The sequence below is a fragment of the Nocardia sp. NPDC055053 genome (genome assembly GCF_053608285.1).
In genome coordinates this window covers 107,812-123,672 of sequence record NZ_JBSGVD010000007.1, presented here as the reverse complement: position 1 = coordinate 123,672, position 15,861 = coordinate 107,812, and the positions used below count along the sequence as shown (strand labels likewise).

Here is a 15,861-nt window from a genome sequence, read left to right as displayed (position 1 = left end):
TTCACAACGCACGACGGCCCGCGGGCGGATTGTGCTTGAGGCCGACCATATCAACCGCCCTTCTCCACGAACAGCGGGCTCAGATTGATTCAGCTATGCGGGTGCCCAGACGGGTAGCAGAGACGACCCCGACGTCGAAGTCGACACCGTTGGCAGTGACGTTTCCGGCAATGTAGGTCGGGGTGGTGGCCGACCGCTCGGCGTCGGTGATGACGAACGCGAGCGTGGAATCGGCTTGCTCGGCGGCTCCGGTGTACATGAGCTCGCCGTCGGTGCGCACCACGTTGATGCGCGCGCTGCCCCCGGACGGTTGGGTGAGAATGAGGTACTGCGGTGATGCGCTCGATTTGGGGGTGCGCTGAGGGTTCCACCGCGCCATGATGGCAGCGATCCACGCGCGCTCGAAGAGACGGCCGAGCGTTGCCGTGGAGTTGTCGATCTCGCGGTTGACGAATACGGCCCATTCAGCACGTCCACATGTGAGTGCGTAGCTTTGGTCGCTGAGCTCGATGCCGTAGGTCGATCCACTCAGCAGGTCGCGATCCTTCGCGGTCTCTCCGGCGGTCTTGACGTGGAGCGTGGGCGTGATGGTTCGGTCGATCTCGCCGGGCTGACGCCGGAGGCCTTCGACTTCGGGCATGAACGGCCCATCGAGTCCGTGGCGGTGGGCGATCAGCGCACGGGTAAGCGTCAACTGCTGCTCTACTGCCCTGGCGGCGGGTTCGTTGAGATCGAGTGCCCCCAGCACGGATCGGCTGGCGAACATGCCGAGCCCGGCGAGCACTGCCTGCTGCACTAGTGGATCGCGATCACGAAGCTGAAGAACAAGTGCATCTTCTGCTTCGGGTGTGGCGATGAGGCCAAGTTCGCGTGCCGCGGTGACACGCTCGGTGGTTGACGCGACGGGTTCGCCGACGATTCGGCCGAGGATCGGCACCGACACCTCGGGGGACGCACCGGCCGCGAGTGCTTGAATAGCGCGATACCGGTTAACCGGCTCGTCGAATGAGCGGCTGTGCGTGGCGGCCGTGATGAGCATCTCGATGTCTGAGGGTGAGAGATGTCCGACCGGTGGTCGCGAGTTGCGGCCGGGAGCGATGAGCTCGCGCATTCTCGGGGTGAGGCGTGGCTGGCTGTGCATGTCATTGTTCGTTCCCATCATCTCTCCTAACAGGGCGGATCAACCGAGCAATGCGAGCGCATCGTCACTCCCTGACTGTCGGTGAGGTCGGTGCTGTTGAGGTTGATAGTGTCGATCCCGTCGCCGTCGGGATCGACACCCATCAGATTGGTTATGACCTTCCCGGTGGGAAGACCGAGGTAGTGGCCAACCTCGTGGGCAAGGATGAGTCCTGTAGAACGGCGGCCATTCGAGACTTCGAGAACAGTTCCGGACATCACGTCACTGGCATTCTTGTCGCACGGACCGCCCAACTCTGAAAAGCCTGCCGCGTTCCCGATCGACTGCACTAGAAATACATCGATGCCTCCTTCTGGACCCGAGTAGTCGTTGGTAAGATCGGCTGCCTCCGCACCATCCGCGGGGTTGAGGTGAGCGTTTGTGGCCTCGGCGGCGGGGATGCGCAGCCACTCGATCCGGCGGATTCCCAGGTCGACCTGGGCGTAGACGTCGCGGGCAACCTGGAGGGCGTACTGCATCTCGGTAACGTTGTCCTCGGTGACGGAACCTGAGAAGTCGTTCTCGTGACCGACCAAGATTACGAAGAGATCGATCGCTTCGCCAGAGATGGTCTCGAGGTGGCGCTTCAGCGATCGGGCGGTCGGTTGGCCGGAGCCTGGAAGCGTGTCGATGGGCCCGAGTGGGCCGAAGACCGACCCATCGGTGTCCCGGAATATGTATCCATACACGTCGCTATCGAGGGATAGGTCACCGGACTTGCCGAGGCAGGTGTCTGCGATGCCGCGCACACTGAGGGTAGCCATTTTGCGCCTACTGTTGTGTCAATAGCACGGGGATCAGCCCGGTTCCGCCCGAAAGCGGCGCCAGGGCTTTGCCGATGATTGCCCCGACCGCCGCGGCGGGGTCATTGACACGCATCGCATGACCGACGGTGGGCGAAGTGGTGAGCAGATCACCGACCGCGATGGCGCCGTGTCCGGCGTCGGCCTGGCAATACACCCGACCCACGAGTGCCACCGGCACGCGGCATTCGCCGGGCCGGGTGCCGAGCCGAAGCCCGGGCCGCCAGTCGCCTGCGCCCGAGGCCACGCCGATAACCCGCCGGTCGAGCGCCTCAGTGGCCGGGGTGACCTCGTCTGGCCCGACGGCAACCAGCACCGAACCGGGCTCGACCGCAGTTGCTGTTTCGAAGTCCTCGGCCAGATCGGCCCCCATCAGGCTTATGTCGCCGCTGTTTCCGTCGAGGTGTATGCGCCGGACCCCGTCGCGATCATTGACAACAATGTCGCCGTCCCTCGCTCCCGGGCCGGGTACTGTGGGGCCGACGGCGAGGGTGGCGCTGCTGCCGTCGAAAGTGAGTACCTTCTCCCCCATGCCGTCAAGGACGGTGATGTTGCCCTCGCTTTCAATCGCTCCCACGGCCAATTCCGCGCCGCCATCGCCGCTGCTCGAAAGAGTGATCGCCTGCCGGTCGTTTCTGTCGATGACTTCGATTCGCCCTGGTGCGAGCTTCGCCCCAACTCTCATTACAGTGGTCCCGAAGGTCAAAACCTGGGACACGCTGAGCTGGAAGATCTGTGCCAGCCCGCCGAAGAGTCTCCTGCTGAGCCGCATGTCCCCGGCGATCTGTATGTCCCCTGCGATCTGTAGGTTGCCGGTGCTGTCGAGGACGAGGTCGTCTCGATCTTGGCTCTCGTTCCTGATCACGAACCGCGCGCCTCCGGCCGCATCGGCATCGCTCGTCGCGCGCAGGCTGTAGTGCTGGGTACCGTTTCCCCGCGACCGAATCGACAGCTTTGGGCTGCCGTTCCTCTCGAGCCGCACGTTTCCCGGGGTCTGGATGTTGCCAGCGCTGTCGAGGACAAGGTCGTCTCGATCTTGGCTCTCGTTCCTGATCACGAACCGCGCGCCTCCAGCCGCATCGGCATCGTTCGTCGCGCGCAGGCTGTAGTGCTGGGTACCGTTTCCCCGCGACCGAATCGACAGCTTCGGACTGCCGTTCCTCTCGAGCCGCACATTTCCGGCAACCTGGAGTAGCTCTGCGGGGGACGAGGTTCCGATACCGACTGCTGTCGACGAGAGCGCAAGTGCGCTGCTATTTCCGCCCTGATCCTCAACTGTCTGGGCGATCGTATTCAGCGCCTGATCGATCCGTAGATTCACCATGCTGATCACTTCCCTACACAGTTCGAGGCTTGAATCAGATTCTGATGGCGAAATCAATCCAACGCGCGAGTAGTCGGCTACCTGTTTCGTCGGTCGCGTTCGCGACTTGACATGGTCTGCACTCGGTAATGAATCGCCCCGGCGGGTCGGGAGACTTCATCTTCTGAAAAAAGATGAAGTTCGTGAGTTCGAAGAAGTATCCGTCGGAGCTGCGTGAGCGGGCGGTCCACATGGTCGCGGAGGTTCGCGACCAGTACGAGTCGGAATGGGCCGCGGTCGGCGCGGTCGCCGACCTGCTCGGTGTCGGCATCGAACACCAGGGCCGCCGCGCAAGCGGCGGCCTGCGGTGGGGTGTCGAGTCGATCTGCGCGCCGCACTCGGTGATCTCGGCGTAAACCTTTCCGCTTCAGCCTATTACGAATATCGCTCCCACTCGGCGATCAAGCCGGAGCAACGCGACGAACAGCTGAAGCCGCAGATCACGCGGGGTCCATCGCGAGAACATCGGCTTCTACGGCGTCCGGAAAGTATGGCTGCAACTGAACCGCGAAGGCCATCGAGTGGCTCGTTGTACCGTCGAACGGTTGATGCGCGAGCTCGGCCTGCGCGGCGTGACCCACGGCAGCACCATACGCATGACCGTCGCAGATCCGGCCGCTGACCGGCCGGCGGATCTGGTGCAGCGGCGGTTTGCGCCGACTGCGCCGAACCGGCTGTGGGTCGCCGACATCACCCATGTGTCGACCTGGTCCGGCTGGGTGTATGTGGCCTTCGTGATCGACGCCTATGCGCAACGGATCCTGAGCTGGCGCACGTCCACTTCGATGACCACAGCGCTGGTCCTCGACGCGATCGAACATGCGATCTGGACCCGTGAACATGACGGCTGGGATGTGAAAGATGTTGCTTACCATACGGATAGTGGCTCTCAATACACGTCCATAGCGTTCGGTGAACGCCTTGCGGAGGTCGGGATCCAGCCCGGCGTCGACGCGGTGGGATCGAGCTACGACAACGCCCTCGCCGAGACGATCAACGGCCTCTACAAGACCGAGCTGATCAAATCCCGCGGCCCGTGGCGCACGGTCGATCATGTCGAATTCGCCACCGCGGAATGGGTCGATTGGTTCAACCACCGCCGCCTTTATCGCTGCTGCGGCGGTATCCCACCGACGGATATGGAGGCCGCCCACTACGATCAACACCCAGCCGAGCAAGCGGCTGGGTTGTCACACCGATAGGTCTTCGGACTCACCGGGGCGATTCAGCCTGCGCGCTACCGAGGTTCATGTAGCGGTATCCGCACAAATGGCACACCAAACCCGGCGCTGCCCGAGAAGGTCACTGCCTTCGTTCCCGGTGGAACGACGTAGTACACGTCCCGAGTGACCGACATACCGGGGTTCAGATCGTCCGACCTCCAGCTATTCTGGCGATCGTCGGCGCTGAACATGCGGTCCTGAGCATCGAAGATGTGCGGCTCGTCGGTATCGAACCTCGCCGAAGACAGCCGCAGAGGAATCAAGGCATCGGTGCCTCGGTCCAAGGCGACGGCGTCGGTGGGAACACCAACTCCAGGGCGCAACGACCAGAGTGCAATTCGGGCGTAGGCCAGCAAGAACGGGCACTCCGTGTCTGCGCGCGGCAGGATCTCCGCGGAGGTGGTAGCCGCCTACGACAAGGCATCTGCCTAGCCCCGACGGCGATCGGCGTGTCCAACTTCTGAGTTCGCCACCCGCGTTGACCTAGGTGTCTGTGTGTCCCATGGCATCGGTCGCCAGTTATTTGAATGCGAATATCTATACCTCTTACTATCATCTGCACGCTCGATACCCCGACCGATTCCACGTGGCGTGCCGGCAACGGCAGCTACGTAGTAATACCGCTGGGCATCCAAGATGATCCCCAGTGACGACAGCGGCCCCGCCTCGGATGTCTCCGACGCGGGGCCGCAAGCGAAAAGAGCTGCTACGAGCTACTTTTCAATCACTTGACACCACTACTTCTGCGCGGCCTTGTACTCGCGACGACGCCGGTGCAGGATCGGCTCGGTGTAGCCGTTGGGCTGCTTGGTGCCCTCGAGCACAAGCTCCTTGGCCGCCTGGAAGGCGATCGAGGCGTCGAATTCCGGCGCCATCGGGCGGTAGGCCTTGTCACCGACGTTCTGCCGGTCGACCACGGGGGCCATGCGCTCGAGGCTGGCGATCACGTCGGCCTCGGAGACGATGCCGTGGCGCAGCCAGTTGGCGACCAGCTGGCTCGAGATGCGCAGGGTGGCACGGTCTTCCATCAGGCCGATGTCGTTGATGTCGGGCACCTTGGAGCAGCCGACACCGTGATCGATCCAGCGGACGACGTAGCCCAGGATGCCCTGGGAGTTGTTGTCCAGCTCCTGACGCTTCTCCTCGTCGGACCAGTCGGTGGACTGGGCCAGGGGGATCTCGAGGATCTGGTCGACGGTGGCACGCGGGCCGCCCTTGGCGATCTCGGACTGCCTCTTGAACACGTCCACCAGGTGGTAGTGGGTGGCGTGCAGGGTGGCGGCGGTCGGCGAGGGCACCCACGCGGTGTTGGCGCCCGACTTCGGGTGCACGATCTTCTGCTCGAGCATGCCCGCCATCAGGTCGGGCATGGCCCACATGCCCTTGCCGATCTGCGCCTTGCCGGGCAGGCCCTTGGCCAGGCCGGTGTCGACGTTCCAGTCCTCGTAGGAGGTGATCCAGGTCTGGGTCTTCATCTCGGCCTTGCGGACCATCGGCCCGGCCTCCATGGAGGTGTGGATCTCGTCGCCGGTGCGGTCGAGGAAGCCGGTGTTGATGAACACCACGCGGTCCTTGGCGGCCTCGATCGACGCGGCGAGGTTGACCGTGGTGCGGCGCTCCTCGTCCATGATGCCGACCTTGAGGGTGTTACGGGTCAAGCCGAGGACGTCCTCGATCCGGCCGAACAGCTCGTTGGTGAACGCGGCCTCGTCGGGGCCGTGCATCTTCGGCTTCACGATGTAGACCGAGCCGGTGCGGGTGTTGGCGCGCGCGGCGGTGCCGTTGAGCGAGTGCACCGCGATCAGCGAGGTGATCAGGCCGTCCATGATGCCCTCGGGCACCTCGTTGCCCTGCGCGTCGATGATCGCGTCGGAGGTCATCAGGTGGCCCACGTTGCGCACGAACAGCAGCGAACGGCCGTGCAGCACCAGCTCGGAACCGTCGAGCGCGATGAACACGCGGTCGGGGTTCATGGTGCGGGTGAAGGTCTTGCCGCCCTTGGTGACCTCTTCGGCCAGGTCGCCCTTCATCAGGCCGAGCCAATTGCGGTAACAGACGACCTTGTCCTCGGCGTCGACCGCGGCGACGGAGTCCTCGAAGTCCATGATCGTGGTGAGCGCGGACTCGAGCACGATGTCCTTGACACCGGCGGTGTCGGTCGAGCCGATCGGCGAGTTCGCGTCGATCTGGATCTCGATGTGCAGGCCGTTGTGCTTGAGCAGCACCGAGGTCGGGGCCTCGGGGTCGCCCAGGTAGCCGACGAGCTGCGACGGGTCGGCCAGGCCGATGTCGGTGCCGTCTTCCAGGCCGATCTCGAGCTCGCCGTCGACGATCTTGTAGTACGACGAACCGATGTGCGAACCGGTGATCAGGGTGACGGCGTCGTCGAGGAAGTTACGGCCCCACTCGATGACCTTGTCGCCGCGCACGCGGTTGTAGCCGGTGCCCTTCTCCGCGCCGTTGGCCTCGGAGATGGCGTCGGTGCCGTAGAGCGCGTCGTAGAGCGAACCCCAGCGCGCGTTGGCGGCGTTGATCGCGAAGCGCGCGTTCATCACCGGCACCACGAGCTGCGGGCCCGCGGTGGTGGCGATCTCGGCGTCGACGTTGCCGGTGCCGATCTGGAACGGGGCGGGCTCGGGACGCAGGTAACCGATCTCGGTCAGGAACTCCTTGTAGGCGCCCTTGTCGTAGCCGGCGCCCGGGCTCTCCTGGTGCCAGGCGTCGAGCTTGCCCTGGATCTCGTCGCGTTCGGCCAGCAGTGCACGGTTGCGCGGGGCGAGGTCGTTGACGACCTGCTCGGCGCCGGCCCAGAACGCGGCGGAATCTACGCCGGTACCGGGGAGCGCCTCGTTCTCGATGAAATCGTGGAGAACGCTGGCCACCTGGAGCCCGCCGACCTGAATCCGCTCTGTCATCTACTGCCTCACTTTTGAGAAAGCCGGGTGGGAAAAGTCGATGTCATGTTACCCGTGGGTAGTGGTGACACCTCGTGTGGGTTCGAACGCCGCAGGAGCGCCGTCCATTCCGCCACGCCGAGACGCCGGGGTCAGCGCGGTGGGCGTGGCGAGCCACCCCTTGATTGTAGGCACCGGGAGAATTAATGTACTGACCGGAACATTTCTCGGCGGTCAGCGCTGGTCGCCCGGCGGAGTGGAGGCATGGTGAGCGTCGCGCAGCCCGGCGAACCAGTAGCTCCCGTGCGGCGCCGCGGCCGCCCACCCGCCGCCGATCGCGGCGCGGCGGGCACCGGTGATCGCATCCGCGCCGCCGCCCTCGATCTGTTCGCCGAACGCGGCTTCCATGCCACCGGCGTCGCCGAGATCGGCGCGAAGGCCGATGTCCAGCGCGGCGCGCTGTACTACCACATCGGCTCCAAGGAAGAGCTGCTGTGGGAGATCCTCGGCGACTACACCCGGCTGCTGCTCGACGACGCCGAACGCATCGTCGCGGCGGGCGCCGATCCGGTCGCGACCCTGCGCCTGCTGATCCGCAGTCATGTGGAGCTGATCGTCACGCACCGGCGCGCGGTGTCCGTGCACCTGCGCGACGGGGACGCGCTCACCGGGCAGCGCGCCGCCGAACTGCAGCGGTTGCGTGACCGGCTCCAGGGTCGCTGGCAGGACGTCATCGATGCGGGATTCGCCTCGGGGCAGCTGCGCACCGCCGATCACGTCGTCACCAACGGGCTGCTCGGCATGCTGAACTCGCTCGGCTTCTGGTACCGCGAGCGCGGTGCGCGCTCCCCCGCCGAGATCGCCGAGATCCTCACCGACACCGTCCTGTCCGGGCTCACCGCCCCGGGCACTGTCCGGGGCTGCGCAGGCGCTCCGGACGACAACACGAAAGGCTGACCATGGCTTGGGATTTCGAGACCGATCCGGAGTACCAGCGCAAGCTCGACTGGGTCGCGGAGTTCGTCCGCACCGAGGTCGAGCCCCTGGATCTGCTCTACCCCAACCCCTACGACCGAACCAATCCGGAGATCCGCGCGCTGATGCGGCCGCTGCAACAGCAGGTCAAGGATCAGGGGCTGTGGGCCTGCCATCTCGGTCCCGAACTCGGTGGGCCCGGATACGGTCAGCTCAAGCTCGCTCTGCTCAACGAGGTACTCGGCACCTCGATGTGGGCGCCGCTCGTGTTCGGTTGTCAGGCACCGGATTCCGGCAACGCCGAGATCCTGGCGCACTTCGGCACCCCGGAGCAGAAGGCGAAGTATTTGCAGCCGCTGCTCGACGGCGAGATCGGGTCCTGCTACGTGATGACCGAGCCCACCGGCGGCTCGGACCCGACCTCGTTCCGGACCACCGCGGTACGCGACGGCGACGAGTGGGTCATCAACGGCGAGAAGTGGTTCAACTCCTGCGCCGAGTTCGCCACCTTTCACATCGTGATGGTGGTGACCGATCCGGCCGCCGAACCGCATCTGCGATTGTCGATGTTCATCGTCCCGGCAGATGCCCCAGGCCTGGAATTGGTCCGCAATTTCACCGTGCCCGGGTTCAGCGAACACGAAGGGCACCTGCGGTTCACCGATGTCCGGGTGCCCGCCGACCACCTGCTCGGCGCCGAAGGCGCGGGCTTCGTCGTCGCGCAGACCCGCCTCGGGGGCGGGCGCGTGCACCACGCCATGCGCACGGTCGCGTTGGTGCGCAAGGCCTTCGACATGATGTGCGAGCGCGCCGTGTCGCGCCCCGCGCGCAAGGGCGTCCTCGGCGGCTTCCAGATGACCCAGGAACGTATCGCGGACAGCTGGATCCAGATGGAGCAGTTCCGCCTGCTCGTCCTGCGCACAGCCTGGCGCATCGACCAGGCCCAGGACTACCGCGCCGTCCGCAAGGACATCGCCGCCATCAAAGTCGCCATGCCGACCGTGATGAACGACATCGCCCGCCGCGCACTACATCTGCACGGCGCACTGGGTGTCAGCACCGACCTCCCGTTCCTCGACATGACCACCTACGCCGAGGTCATGGCCATCGCCGACGGGCCGACCGAGGTCCACAAGATCACCCTCGCCAAGGAAGTGCTCAAGCAGTACGCGCCCGCGGATCCGGTCTACCCCAGCGGTTTCCGCCCCACCCTCCGCGAGGAAGCCCGCGACCTCGTCGCCCGCCGCCTCGAACGCGAGGTGGGCAACCTCTAGTCGAGGGCGAAGCCGAATCACCCCATCGGCGTCACCGGGTGGACGGCCAGGTCACACACCGATAGCGCCTCGGCGATCGGCACCGTGTCGGTGGTGTTGGGTGGGGTGACCCGGAGACCGGTGTAGGCGGGGCACGGATTGCCCTCGGCGTCGGTGGACGTGCCTTCGACGATGGCTTCGGCGCCGTGATCCTGGGTGAGGATCACGGCGGCCGGCGCGTCCTGGCTGGGTGGGAGTCCGCCCAGATAGCCGCGGAGCGTGCGGGTGGCATTGCTGGTGGTGGTGTCGCCGACCGCGTCGACACCGGGATAGCCGGTGAGCGAGCATGGGCCGCTGGCGCCGACCAGCCAGAAACGCAGGGTCAGGCCCTGATGACCCGCGGCGGCGGTGACCGGGCCGCCGCCGACCAGCACCTGGCCGTCGGCGCAGGCGGGGGCGGAATTCGGGAGCGGGAAACTCGGTGGGCGCGGCGGGCCCGCGGTGGCCGCCGGGGCCGATGTCACGGGCGGGCCCGGTGCCGGCACAGGCACGGCGGCGGGTGGGACGAGGGTCGCGGGTCCCGCGGTACTCGGCTTGACCGAGGACGCCGGTCCCGGCGCGGGCAGGGTCGGACTCGGTCGCTCCGCCGGCGCGTTCGTCCCGCCGGAATCGGTGCCGCAGCCGGTGAGTAGCAGGACCGCCGCGCACGTCACGGCGGCCGGAATCAGCGCTGTCCGCATGAGCACCACTCCTCGCGATCGGTGCGCCCGACGGGCACCTCACCCCGAAAATGTATCGCGACCTGCCCCTTGCCCGTTCCCCTCGGAACCGGAGCGTTACCGGAAATAAATCAGCCGACATCCGCCGCGGCGTATGCCACCATGAATTCCACGCCGGTCATTCGCACCGGCGCGAGACCGACGAGACATTTCGAGAGGAGGAGACGGCCGTGAAACCCCTTGCGCCACAGCGACAGTCCGAAACGACCTATCGCCGCGCCGATTCGGCCCGCATCGTGCGAAACGCAGGCCACGATGCCATGGCCCGTCTCCGGTTCGCGCACTGACGCGGTAACCCACTCAGCTTCGACTGTCGTTCACTTCTCTCGAAACATGGTGATTCCCATGACGATCCGTCATGCCGTCGACCCGATGGCGCCCACTTCCGACACCTGGATACGCACCAGGGTGCTCGTGCTCAACGCCAGCTACGAGGCCCTCGACGAGATCACCGCCGACCGGGCCGTGACACTGCTGATCAGCGGCGCCGCGGAGACCGTCATCGAACGGGCGCCGCGGTTCCCGATCCGGTCCCAGCACCTGGTCATCGGGCTGCCGGAGACGATCCGGCTGCTGCGGTACGTCTACCTGGGCCACGTCGCCGCGGTGGGTGAGGACAGCCGCGCCACGCTGGCCGGTGTCCTGCGCCGCGACAGGCACCGTTGCGGCTACTGCGACGACTGGGCGCAGACCGTCGACCACATCCGCCCACGCAGCAGGGGCGGACCGAACACGTGGGGCAACCTGATCGCCTGCTGCGGACCCTGCAATACGAGCAAGGCCGACCGCACCCCCGAAGAAGCGGGAATGCGGCTGTTGTGGGAGCCCAAGGCTCCCGACCCGCTGGCCCGCACCCAGCGCCGGATCTGGAAGGAGTACGCGCCATGACTACCACCGACCTCGCCCTGACCGAACTGCTGACTCTGTCCGATTCCGGGCAATGGCACCGCGCCGCCTGCCGGGGTGACCCGAACCACGAGGCGTGGTTTCCGTACCCGTCGCAGGACTTCGACTACGCCCGCCGGATCTGCGCCGGTTGCCCGTTGCTCGCGGGGTGCACCGAGTACGCGGCGCAGACCGGCCAGTCGGGGGTCTGGGGTGGTCGTGAATACGACCGCGGACGGGTGATCCGCGAGTGACCGGCCGGGGCCGGGTGTCCGTCGTGACGCCCGGACCCGCGCCGTGACCAGCGCCGATGCGCACCGGCATGCACTGTGCGGGCCGCCGAGGTCGTGTCCTTAAACTTGCCACGTGGGTACTCATCGCAGCGGGACCAGATCTCGAAGTATCAGCAAGGGTCCGGTTATCGCGGCATCGGTACTCGTGCTGGTGCTCGTGGCCGTGTTCGCCTGGTTCCAGCTCAGCGATCGCGCCGCCAGCACCGACGTCGCGGCGGCCGCCGAATGCGTCGAGGGTCCGGCGTCGCTGGACGTCACCGTCGATCCGGCGATCGCGGGCCCGATCCGCGCCGCCGCCGACCGCTACAACGCGAGCAAGCCGCGGGTGCGTGACCACTGCGCGCGGGTGGAGGTGTCGGCCCGCCCGTCGGCCGCCCTGGTCGCGGGCCTGGCCGATACCGGGAACTGGGATCCGGCGCTCGGCCCGAAGCCGGGACTCTGGATCGCCGATTCCAGCCGCTCGATCGAACTGGTGCGCGTGCCAGGACTGATCGAGGGCACGCCCGCCTCCATCGCCACCAGCCCGATCGTGCTGGCCGTCCCCGACGCGCTGCGTCAGGCGCTCGAACAGCACCAGATCGCCTGGTCCGATCTGCCGCGCCTGCAGCAGGGCTCGCTCGACGAGCTCGGCCTGTCCGGCTGGGGCGGGCTGCGGATGGCACTGCCCGGCGGCGACGCCACCACCGCCGCGGCCGCCTCGATCGGGGCCGCCGTGTCGGGCACCGAGCCGCTGACCGAGCAGGCCGCGGGCTCCGGCCAGGTCGTCGCCGCGATCTCCGGGCTCGCGGCGGGCGCCCAGGTGCCCGCCGACCTGGTGTCGGCGATGGGGGCGATCACCGCCGACCCCACCGCCGACGAGGTGCACGCCGTGGCCGCCACCGCACAGCAGCTCGGCACCGGCGGGCTCACCGCGTTCCGGCCTGTCGGCACCGCGCCGCTCGCGGACTATCCCGCCGCCCTGCTGTCGGGCCCGTGGGTCGACAAGACCCAGAACCTCATCGCGTCCCGGTTCATCGACTTCCTGCGCGCCCCCGAACAGGCAGGCGCGCTGGCCACCGAGGGGTTCGGCCCGGCCATCGGTTCGGCGCCGGCCAACCCGGACAAGGCGGCGCTGCAGAAGGTGCAGGCCACCCTGGCCAACCCGGTCCTCGGCGTGAATGCCACCGTGCTGCTCGATGTCTCGTCGTCGATGGGCACCGCGGAGGGATCGACCACCCGGCTGGCGAACGCGGGCGCCGCCCTGGCCTCGACACTGACGGTGATGCCGCCGGACTTCGGCCTCGGGCTGTGGACCTTCGCCAAGAACCTCGACGGCACCACCCCGTACCAGGTGCGGGTTCCCACCGACCTGCTGACCGACACCCAGCGCAACGCGGTCGGCTCGGCGGTGACCACCACCAAGGCGACCCAGAGCACCACCGACCAGGCCTACCCCAGCCTGCTCGCCGCCTACCGCGCCGCGGTCGCCGGCTACTCCCCCGGCCGCACCAACTCGATTCTCGTGATCACCGACGGTCCCGACGACGACTCCTCGCTCACCGGGCCCGCGCTCGTCGCCGAGATCACCGCGGCCACCAAGTCCGACAAGCCGGTCCGGATCGATATCGTCGTGGTCGGCGGCCAGGGCACCCAGACCCTGCAGACCCTCGCACAGCAGACCGGTGGCACCTACACCCGCGTACCGACGAGCAACGACCTCAGCTTCGGCACCGCAGTGGTCAAGGCGCTGACCACTCCCTGACCCGGAACGGTCTCGCGGGCAACACTATTCGCCCGCAGCCACCACCGTGCCATCGAGCCGACTGCGGTACCGACCGCCCCGGTGCGACGGGCGCTGCTCCAACGACTGCGTCAGCACAGCCCATCAGGGTGAGACCTCCACCAGCGCACCGGATTCCATCGCTACCCACAGGTGGCCTGCGGCGTCGACGGTGAGGCCGTGTGGTTCGGCGCCGGGCAGTGCGAGGTGGTCGATCACGCCGCCGGTGGTGATCCGGCCGAGCCTGCCTGCCGCCCACTCGGTGAACCACAGCGCACCGTCGGGTCCGGTGACGATCGCGTGCGGGCGCGCGGCGGGGTCGGGCAGGGCGAATTCGGTGATCGTGCCGTCGGTGTCGATGCGCCCGATCGCGCCCGCGCCGATTTCGGTGAACCACACCGCACCGTCCGGGCCAGCGGTGATGCCGACCGGTGCGGCGGCCGGGGTCGGCACCGGATAAACCGTCAGGGACAGGTCGGTATCGATCCGGCCGATCGCATTGCCCTGGTTCACCGTAAACCACACTGCGCCATCGGATCCCGTGGTGATCATCGAGGGCATGCCCGCGACCTCGACGCGGTCGATCGTGCCGTCGGCGCCGAGCCGACCCACGCGACCGGCTTGCAGCTCGGTGAACCACAGCGCGCCGTCGGGTCCGAGACACGCACCGTAGGGACCGTCCAGCCCGATGCTGGTCACGTCGCCCTCGGTGGTGATGCGGCCGAGCCTGCCGCCCTGGAACTCGGTGAACCACAACGCATCATCGGGACCGGTCACGATGACGGTGGGTTGCCCGTCGGAGGGGTCGAGGGCGAATGTCCGCACCGCACCGTCGGCGCAGCGGCCGATCATGCCCTGGGCGACCAGGGTGAACCACAGCGCGCCGTCCGGCCCGACGGTCACCCCGTAGGGCGCGCCCGGCACCTCGATCACCTGCACGATGTCAGCCAAAATCCTGAATTCCCTTCTGTATTCCCCGGAATCGGCGGCGTAGCGCACGATCGTGCGACACCACGACCACCGCGCCCCGGTAGTCGTGCAGCGCCTGTTCCACCTCGTCGACCAGCGTCAGCGACAGGTGGTTGGTCGGTTCGTCGAGCAGCAGCAGGTCATGGTCACCGGCGAGCACCCGGGCCAGTGACAATCTGCGCCGCTGCCCCTCCGACAAGGTACCGACCGGGCGATCTAGCAGCTCGGGTGCGAACAGTCCGGTCGCGACGAGCGCGGCCCGGCCGAAACCGTATGTCTCGGTGACGCTTCGGTCCGGATCGAAGCGGTCCTCCTGCCGCAGGTAGCCGACCCGGCCGGGCGCCGACGCGTGGATCGCGTCGAGCAGCGTCGACTTTCCCGCCCCGTTCGGGCCGTGGATCAGCAGCCTGCCCCGCGATCCCAGGGTGACCGGCCCGATGGCGAACTCGGTGTGCGAGCCGACGTCGGCGAATCGTCCACGGAAGCGCAGGGGTTCGGGCGGACACGGCACCGGGTCCGCGCGCAGGCGGCGCAGGCGTTCGGCGGTCTGCCGGACCCGCGAGGCGACCGAGCTCTGCACGCGGCCCGCATTGCGGTCGTAGGCCATCTTGTTGTTGTCCGACATCGCGCGACCGTGCGCCACCTGCTGGGCGGTGGTCGTCGCGAATTCCTCGAGTCGCCCGATCTCGCCGCGCCACTGCGCATAGGCCTGTTCCCAGCGCACGCGGGCGGCGGCCTTCTCGGCCAGGTATCCGGTGTAGCCACCGCCGAAGCGGGTCAGGCCGCCGTCGGCCACCTCGACGATCGCTGTCACCACCCGGTCGAGGAAGACCCGGTCGTGGGAAACCAGCACGACGGTGCCGTGGTGGGTGCGCAGCCGGTTCTCCAGCCAGGTGAGCGCGTTCTCGTCGAGATGGTTGGTCGGTTCGTCGAGCAGCAGGACCGCCGGCGAAGCCGCGAGCAGGCAGGCCAGCCCGAGCCTGGCCCTTTCCCCGCCGGACAGGCTGTCGAGTGACCGGTCCCGATCGATCCCGGCCAGGCCGAGTCCGTGCAGCGACGCGTCGACCCTGGCGTCGGCGGTGTAGCCGTCGCGCGCCTCGAACCGGGTGAGCAGTTCGCCGTAGCGGTCCATGTCCTGCGCTTCGGCGGCGGCGTGCATGCCGCGTTCCAGGTCCCGCAGCTCCGCGAGTGCCAGCTCGATCGCGGCGCCGACGGTGTCACCGGCGAGGGTCTGCGCGAGGTGTCCGAGGCCGCCGTCGGCGTTGACGATCACCGATCCGGTGTCCGCGCGGTCGAGTCCGGCCAGCACCCGCAGCAGCGTCGACTTTCCTGACCCGTTCTCGCCGACGATGCCGACCCGCTCGCCGGGCCGGATCGTCGCGGTCACGGCGTCGAGCACGGGCCGGTCCGCGTAGGACTTCGACACTCCGCGCAGACTCAGTTGAGTGGTCAAACAGCGCTCCAATCGCAACTTGTGTAGCTTTA

At 67.3% G+C, this 15,861-nt stretch carries 13 protein-coding genes and 2 pseudogenes; 7 read left to right on the top strand and 8 right to left on the bottom strand.

Going from position 1 to position 15,861, the window contains the following annotated elements:
* Positions 1 to 79 precede the first annotated feature (79 nt).
* The 3 genes from ACWF82_RS09965 to ACWF82_RS09955 are packed head-to-tail and all read right to left on the bottom strand — an operon-like array spanning position 80 to position 3,316.
* Positions 80 to 1,159 carry a HEAT repeat domain-containing protein gene (locus ACWF82_RS09965; RefSeq protein ID WP_452499820.1) on the bottom strand — a complete coding sequence of 360 codons (1,080 nt, stop codon included), beginning with the start codon at positions 1,157 to 1,159 and terminating at the stop codon, positions 80 to 82.
* A gap of 8 nt (positions 1,160 to 1,167) precedes the next feature.
* Positions 1,168 to 1,944, bottom strand: coding sequence for a hypothetical protein (locus tag ACWF82_RS09960; protein ID WP_452499818.1), 777 nt, complete (start codon positions 1,942 to 1,944; stop codon positions 1,168 to 1,170).
* Between the two features lie 7 nt (positions 1,945 to 1,951).
* Positions 1,952 to 3,316, bottom strand: a complete 1,365-nt coding sequence (locus ACWF82_RS09955) for a hypothetical protein (RefSeq protein WP_452499817.1) — start codon at positions 3,314 to 3,316, stop codon at positions 1,952 to 1,954.
* A 164-nt stretch (positions 3,317 to 3,480) separates the two neighbouring features.
* Between ACWF82_RS09955 and ACWF82_RS09950 the strand changes: the two are divergent.
* Both ACWF82_RS09950 and ACWF82_RS09945 read left to right on the top strand, forming a co-directional pair.
* Positions 3,481 to 4,548: pseudogene (locus ACWF82_RS09950) on the top strand (IS3 family transposase).
* A gap of 378 nt (positions 4,549 to 4,926) precedes the next feature.
* Positions 4,927 to 5,001: pseudogene (locus tag ACWF82_RS09945) on the top strand (Lsr2 family DNA-binding protein); the annotation flags it as partial.
* Positions 5,002 to 5,306: 305 nt separating this feature from the next.
* Here ACWF82_RS09945 and ACWF82_RS09940 read toward each other — a convergent pair.
* Complete coding sequence (locus tag ACWF82_RS09940) at positions 5,307 to 7,484, bottom strand: malate synthase G (RefSeq protein WP_452499815.1); 2,178 nt, start codon at positions 7,482 to 7,484, stop codon at positions 5,307 to 5,309.
* A gap of 246 nt (positions 7,485 to 7,730) precedes the next feature.
* On the opposite strand from ACWF82_RS09940, the gene ACWF82_RS09935 reads away from it, so the two are divergent.
* On the top strand, positions 7,731 to 8,420 hold the full coding sequence (locus tag ACWF82_RS09935) for a TetR/AcrR family transcriptional regulator (protein WP_452499813.1): 690 nt from the start codon (positions 7,731 to 7,733) through the stop codon (positions 8,418 to 8,420).
* Positions 8,421 to 8,422: 2 nt separating this feature from the next.
* Positions 8,423 to 9,712 carry an acyl-CoA dehydrogenase family protein gene (locus ACWF82_RS09930; protein ID WP_452499811.1) on the top strand — a complete coding sequence of 430 codons (1,290 nt, stop codon included), beginning with the start codon at positions 8,423 to 8,425 and terminating at the stop codon, positions 9,710 to 9,712.
* 17 nt (positions 9,713 to 9,729) lie between these two features.
* On the opposite strand, the gene ACWF82_RS09925 is transcribed toward ACWF82_RS09930, so the two are convergent.
* Positions 9,730 to 10,431: a DUF4232 domain-containing protein gene (locus ACWF82_RS09925; RefSeq protein WP_452499809.1), complete on the bottom strand. Its 702-nt coding sequence runs from the start codon at positions 10,429 to 10,431 to the stop codon at positions 9,730 to 9,732.
* Positions 10,432 to 10,541: 110 nt separating this feature from the next.
* Positions 10,542 to 10,754, bottom strand: a complete 213-nt coding sequence (locus ACWF82_RS09920) for a hypothetical protein (RefSeq protein ID WP_452499807.1) — start codon at positions 10,752 to 10,754, stop codon at positions 10,542 to 10,544.
* Positions 10,755 to 10,815: 61 nt separating this feature from the next.
* Between ACWF82_RS09920 and ACWF82_RS09915 the strand changes: the two genes are divergently transcribed.
* From ACWF82_RS09915 to ACWF82_RS09905, 3 genes are all read left to right on the top strand, one after another.
* On the top strand, positions 10,816 to 11,358 hold the full coding sequence (locus ACWF82_RS09915; protein WP_452499805.1) for an HNH endonuclease: 543 nt from the start codon (positions 10,816 to 10,818) through the stop codon (positions 11,356 to 11,358).
* Positions 11,355 to 11,609 carry a WhiB family transcriptional regulator gene (locus ACWF82_RS09910; RefSeq protein ID WP_189034276.1) on the top strand — a complete coding sequence of 85 codons (255 nt, stop codon included), beginning with the start codon at positions 11,355 to 11,357 and terminating at the stop codon, positions 11,607 to 11,609. Before ACWF82_RS09915 ends, ACWF82_RS09910 begins: the two co-directional genes overlap by 4 nt.
* A gap of 112 nt (positions 11,610 to 11,721) precedes the next feature.
* Entirely contained in the window at positions 11,722 to 13,389 is a 1,668-nt protein-coding gene (locus ACWF82_RS09905; protein WP_452499803.1) for a VWA domain-containing protein, read from the top strand.
* A 123-nt stretch (positions 13,390 to 13,512) separates the two neighbouring features.
* Here the strand turns inward: ACWF82_RS09905 and ACWF82_RS09900 are convergent, their stop codons facing one another.
* Positions 13,513 to 14,358 carry a Vgb family protein gene (locus ACWF82_RS09900; RefSeq protein ID WP_452499801.1) on the bottom strand — a complete coding sequence of 282 codons (846 nt, stop codon included), beginning with the start codon at positions 14,356 to 14,358 and terminating at the stop codon, positions 13,513 to 13,515.
* Positions 14,351 to 15,829: an ABC-F family ATP-binding cassette domain-containing protein gene (locus ACWF82_RS09895; RefSeq protein WP_452499800.1), complete on the bottom strand. Its 1,479-nt coding sequence runs from the start codon at positions 15,827 to 15,829 to the stop codon at positions 14,351 to 14,353. Before ACWF82_RS09895 ends, ACWF82_RS09900 begins: the two co-directional genes overlap by 8 nt.
* Positions 15,830 to 15,861: the final 32 nt, after the last annotated feature.

Excerpts from the sequence above, each read along its gene's own strand:
- ACWF82_RS09965 (WP_452499820.1), bottom strand. The coding sequence starts at position 1,159 with ATGGGAACGAACAATGACATGCACAGCCAGCCACGCCTCACCCCGAGA.
- ACWF82_RS09960 (WP_452499818.1), bottom strand. The coding sequence starts at position 1,944 with ATGGCTACCCTCAGTGTGCGCGGCATCGCAGACACCTGCCTCGGCAAG.
- ACWF82_RS09940 (WP_452499815.1), bottom strand. The coding sequence starts at position 7,484 with ATGACAGAGCGGATTCAGGTCGGCGGGCTCCAGGTGGCCAGCGTTCTC.
- ACWF82_RS09930 (WP_452499811.1), top strand. The coding sequence starts at position 8,423 with ATGGCTTGGGATTTCGAGACCGATCCGGAGTACCAGCGCAAGCTCGAC.
- ACWF82_RS09925 (WP_452499809.1), bottom strand. The coding sequence starts at position 10,431 with ATGCGGACAGCGCTGATTCCGGCCGCCGTGACGTGCGCGGCGGTCCTG.
- ACWF82_RS09915 (WP_452499805.1), top strand. The coding sequence starts at position 10,816 with ATGACGATCCGTCATGCCGTCGACCCGATGGCGCCCACTTCCGACACC.
- ACWF82_RS09910 (WP_189034276.1), top strand. The coding sequence starts at position 11,355 with ATGACTACCACCGACCTCGCCCTGACCGAACTGCTGACTCTGTCCGAT.